Genomic DNA, 4487 nt, shown 5'->3' with positions numbered 1-4487 from the left:
CTGACCGCGGCGAACATCACGGTCGCCGGCGACCAGATCTCGCTGGCCTGACGGTCAAGCCAGCTCCGGCGGCGGGGTCACCGTCGCGTGGTCGGTGAACTCCCGCAGCTGCGGGGCGGCTTCGCGCAGCAGCGGCAGCCGGGCGATGAAGTCGTCGTCCGGATAGGTCAGACAGAGCGCCGCCGCCTGGTAGAACACCGCGTCCGAGGGCATCGGTCCTCCTTCGCCTCCCTTGCTGCGCCCCCTTCGTCTCGACGCTAGGGGCGGGCGCGGGAAAGCACCCGTTCAGGGCGCCCGGACGGGTCACACCTTGAGGGCCACACCGCCGTACACCGGCACGATCCCCTCCTGCTGGAGGGCCACGTCCTCGGGGTCCGGGCGCCAGCCGGAGACCGGGATCACGCCGGGACCGAGCAGCTCCAGACCGTCGAAGAAGCGGGAGAACCCGGGCAGCGAACGCGGGTGGAAGGGCGTCCCGCTGCGCCGGAAGTTCGCCGCCGCCTGCTCGACGGCCGCCGGGCTCAGGTCCGGGGTGACCTGGGAGAGGATCAGGTGGCTGCCCGGCGCGAGCGCCTCGACGTACCTACGCAGCAGGCCGTACACGTCGTCGCCGTCCGGGTCGTCGCCGAGGTAGTGGGTCAGCGCCACCAGGGACAGCGCGACCGGTTCCGTGAAGTCCAGGGTCTCGGCGGCCCTGGCCAGCAGGGTGTCGAGGTCGCGCACGTCGGCGTGCACATACGCGGTGCTGCCCTCGGGCGTGCCGCGCAGCAGGGCCTCCGCGTGCCGCAGCACGATCGGGTCGTTGTCCGCGTACACCACCTTCGACTCCGGTGCGACGCCCTGCGCCACCTGGTGCAGATTGGGCTCGGTGGGGATGCCCGTGCCGATGTCCAGGAACTGCCGGGTGCCGGACTCGGCGACGACCCGGACCGCCCGCTGCATGAACCGGCGGTTGGCGCGCGCCCCGCGCAGCACCGTGCCGTCCACGGCCAGGATCCGCCGGGCGAGTTCCTCGTCCACCGGGTAGTTGTCCTTGCCGCCCAGCCACCAGTCGTACACCCGCGCCGGATGCGGCCGGCTGGTGTCGACGGCGGGGGGCGCGGGCTCGGATGCGGTCACGTTTGCGGGCTCCTCAGAGTTCGTCGCGGTACTTCCGCAGCAGTTCCCCGGTCCGCTGCGCGGAGGCGGCCCGGGCCGTCATGTGGTCCAGCACCTCCAGGTGCGCCCCCACCTCGTCCCGGGAGTCCAGGTACAGGGCGCCGGTCAGGTACTCGGTGAAGACCATGTCCGGCAGCTCGGGCTCGGCGAACCGGAACAGCGTGAACGGCGCGTACGTCCCCGGGTGCGGGCCGCTGGCGAACTCGGCGAGCTGGAGGGTGATCCGGTCCCGCTCGACGAAGGCCAGCAGCTTGTCGACCTGTTCGCGCATCACCGCGCAGTCGGTGCTCACCGGGCGCCGCAGCACCGTCTCGTCCATGATCACCCACAGGTGGGGCGGATCGTCCTGCTCCAGCAGCCGCTGCCGGGTCAGCCGCAGGTCCACATGCCGTTCCACGGCCGCGGGGTCGGTGTGGCCGATCGTCCCGGCCTCCATCACGGCCCGCGCGTACGCCTCGGTCTGCAACAGGCCGGGGAAGAAGTGCGGTTCGTAGGAGCGGATCACCCGGGCGGCGCCCTCCAGGCTCACGTACAGGCTGAACCAGTCCGGCAGCACGTCGTGGAACCGCTGCCACCAGCCCGGCTGGTTGGCCTCCTCGGCCAGCCGCACGAACGCGGCCTGCTCCTCCTCGGGCACCCCGTACGTCTCCAGCAGCACCTGTACGTACGGGATCTTCAGGGCGACCTCGGCCATCTCCATCCGCCGCACGGTGGCCTGCGCCACCCGCAGTACCCGCGCCGCCTCGTCCCGGCCCAGGCCCGCCGCCTCCCGCAACTCCTGCAGACGCTTGCCGAGCACGACCTGACCGACCGTGGGCGCAGCACGCCGCTCACTCACGCCACGCCTCCCCTTACGTGCACAAGTACGCATGCAGTCTGCCACGCGAGGCCGCCGTCGCACACGTAGCCGAGGCGGCCCCCTGTGTCTACGCGCGAAACCTTTGCCGCGTCAACCGGTCGTCGCACGCGCCGACTTGACGCCGACCGGGGACACCGGCGGGAAGCCGGGACCGATCACGGTCGCGTCGCACGCCCGGCGCCGCCCCCACCCCGTACGCTCGAGAACCCCGCAAGCCCCCGTAGATCCGGGAAGGAAACCGCACCATGGCCGTCGAACCGCTGTCCCAGAAGGAGATCGAGGACCGGCTGGCCGAGCTGCCGGGCTGGTCGGTGGACGGCGACCGGCTCGCCCGCGCCTACCGCCTCGACTCGCACGTCGCCGCCGCCGCGCTGGTCCAGCACATCGCCGCCATCCAGGACGAACTCGACCACCACTCCGACCTCACCCTCGGCTACAACACCGTCGCCCTCACCGTGCACACCCACAGCGCGGGCGGCGCCGTCACCGTCAAGGACTTCGAACTCGCCCGCAGGGTGGAGGACATCGCCCCAGGCCACGGCGCACACTGAGCCATGTGCTCGACTACGACAAGGAAGCCGTCGGCTATGACGCGACACGCGGCGGAGAACCCCGCGCGGCGGCGGCCGCGAACGCCGTCCTCGGCCTGATGCCCGACAGGACCGGGCGGTCCGGCGCACTCTCCGGCCGCCCCGGCCGGCTCCTCGACCTCGGCTGCGGCACCGGCATCGTCACCCGCCGCCTGGCCGCCGCCCGCCCCGACCTCCGGGTCACCGGGGCGGACCGCGCGCACGCCATGGCACGCACGGCCGCCGCCCGGCTGCCGGGGGCGGTCGTGCTCGCCGACGGCCGAAGGCTCCCTTTCCCGGACGCCACCTTCGACGCGGTCACCACCGTCTGGCTGCTTCACCTCGCACGGGACGGCACCGAGACCCGCACCATCGTCGCCGAGTGCGCGCGGGTGCTGCGCCCCGGCGGGGTGTACGTCACGACCGTCGACAAGGCCGCCGCGCACGACGTCGGCAGCGACATCGACGCGGTGCTGGCCACCCGCCCACGCCGCCCCGCACCGGACGCGGCCGCCGACGTGACCGCGCACGCCCGGGACAGCGGACTGACTCCCGCCGGGCAGGCCGCCTTCCCCGGCCTCGGCCAGGGCCGCAGCCCCCGCTCCACCATCGCCGACCTGCGGCGCGGCTGGTTCACCCTGCTGCGCCCCGACGACCCCAGGGCGGCGGAGTTCGCCGAGCGGCTGGCGGCCCTGCCGGACCAGGACCGCCGCCGACCCGACCCCCACTTCACCGTCCGCGCCTTCAGCAAGCCCTGAACCAGTCGACCGACACACCAAGTAGGCGCAAGGTGACGGCAACGAGACGACCTCCGACGCCGACCGACGGTGCGCACCACTCAACCCGCCCGTCCCCACCGGAGGTCCGCTCGACGGCCGTGGACGACAACGGCTCCGGCCTGCGCACCACGAAGAACGGCCACGGCGCCCCGGCCGACGGCGTACGCGCCCTCTGCCGGTCAGGCGACCGTGCAGGTCCGGTCGCCCAGCTTGAACGCCGTGGGTCTGTCGTTGGAGCCGCTCCAGGTGCCGGTGAAGCCGAAGGAGACGGAGGAGCCGGCCGCCACCGTGCCGTTCCAGCTCACGTTCCCGGCCGTCACGGCTGCGCCGGCCTGGGTCCAGTCGGCGTTCCAGAGCTGGCCGACGGTCTGGCCGCCGGGGAAGGACCAGCCGAGGGACCAGCCGTTCCATGCCGCCGAGCCCGTGTTGGTGAGCTGGACGTCCGCCTGGAAGCCGCCCGTCCACTGGTTGGTGATCTTGTAGGTCACCGTGCAGGCACCGGTCGGCGGCGGGTTCGTGCCACCGCCGTCGCCGCCCGAGCCGGTGTCCGAGGTGTCGCCGTAGATCACACCCCGGCCGTTGGTCGAGACGTACACCCGGCCGTACACCCGCGGGTCACCCGTGACAGCCGCACCTGTCCAACCCCATTGGTGGGCGTCGTCGTTGATCCGGGTCCAGGTCGCGCCCTTGTCCGTGGAACGGAAGATGCCCCGGACGCCGCCGATCTTCGCACTGGTGTAGAGGGTCTGGTACGAGGCGCCGGGCGCGGCCTTCCCGAAGCCGATGGTGTCGGCCTGGTCGACGTTCGAGAGCCTGGTGAAGGTCGCGCCGCCGTCCGTCGAGTGCCAGAGGCCGTACGCACCGTCCGACGCGCCGCCGGCCAGCCACACGTCGCCCTTCGCCCCGGGCAGCGCCTTGAAGCGCACGCTGTCCCCGCTCGGCAGGCCGGTCGCGGCGGACGCCGAGAACGTCGCGCCGCCGTCCGTACTGACGTAGAACTTCCCGGACTTGAAACCGTAGAAGGTCTTCGCGTCGGGCGGTGAGGACGACGCGGTAGCCGGCGGCGGCGAGGCTGCGGGCGGTCGCGGCACCGATTCCGCTGCTCGCGCCGGTGACTACCGC

The 4487-nt window shown here is 72.8% G+C and carries 4 protein-coding genes and 3 pseudogenes; 2 read left to right on the top strand and 5 right to left on the bottom strand.

From position 1 onward, the window contains the following. Positions 1–57 precede the first annotated feature (57 nt). The 3 genes and pseudogenes from ABZ646_RS40860 to ABZ646_RS40850 form a co-directional block, all read right to left on the bottom strand. Positions 58–213 (bottom strand): annotated as a pseudogene (locus tag ABZ646_RS40860) (nitrate reductase); the annotation flags it as partial. Between the two features lie 90 nt (positions 214–303). Beyond that, positions 304–1119 (bottom strand): SAM-dependent methyltransferase, encoded by an 816-nt coding sequence (locus ABZ646_RS40855; RefSeq protein WP_360531121.1) that lies wholly within the window; start codon positions 1117–1119, stop codon positions 304–306. A gap of 13 nt (positions 1120–1132) precedes the next feature. Beyond that, complete coding sequence (locus tag ABZ646_RS40850; protein WP_360531118.1) at positions 1133–1996, bottom strand: helix-turn-helix transcriptional regulator; 864 nt, start codon at positions 1994–1996, stop codon at positions 1133–1135. 266 nt (positions 1997–2262) lie between these two features. On the opposite strand from ABZ646_RS40850, the gene ABZ646_RS40845 reads away from it, so the two are divergent. Together ABZ646_RS40845 and ABZ646_RS40840 are read left to right on the top strand one after the other, a co-directional pair. Then, a complete protein-coding gene (locus ABZ646_RS40845; protein WP_360531115.1) occupies positions 2263–2568 on the top strand; it encodes a 4a-hydroxytetrahydrobiopterin dehydratase in 306 nt (101 codons plus the stop codon). A 5-nt stretch (positions 2569–2573) separates the two neighbouring features. Continuing rightward, positions 2574–3344 carry a class I SAM-dependent methyltransferase gene (locus ABZ646_RS40840; RefSeq protein WP_360531112.1) on the top strand — a complete coding sequence of 257 codons (771 nt, stop codon included), beginning with the start codon at positions 2574–2576 and terminating at the stop codon, positions 3342–3344. Positions 3345–3544: 200 nt separating this feature from the next. Here ABZ646_RS40840 and ABZ646_RS40835 read toward each other — a convergent pair. Both ABZ646_RS40835 and ABZ646_RS40830 read right to left on the bottom strand, forming a co-directional pair. After that, a pseudogene (locus ABZ646_RS40835) lies at positions 3545–4393 on the bottom strand (cellulose binding domain-containing protein); the annotation flags it as partial. Between the two features lie 13 nt (positions 4394–4406). Continuing rightward, positions 4407–4460 (bottom strand): annotated as a pseudogene (locus ABZ646_RS40830) (hypothetical protein); the annotation flags it as partial. Positions 4461–4487 lie beyond the last annotated feature (27 nt).

Origin of the sequence: Streptomyces sp. NPDC007162 (assembly GCF_040634175.1) — a bacterium.
Classification (GTDB): Bacteria; Actinomycetota; Actinomycetes; order Streptomycetales; family Streptomycetaceae; genus Streptomyces.
This window is presented reverse-complemented; position numbering and strand designations above follow the sequence as displayed.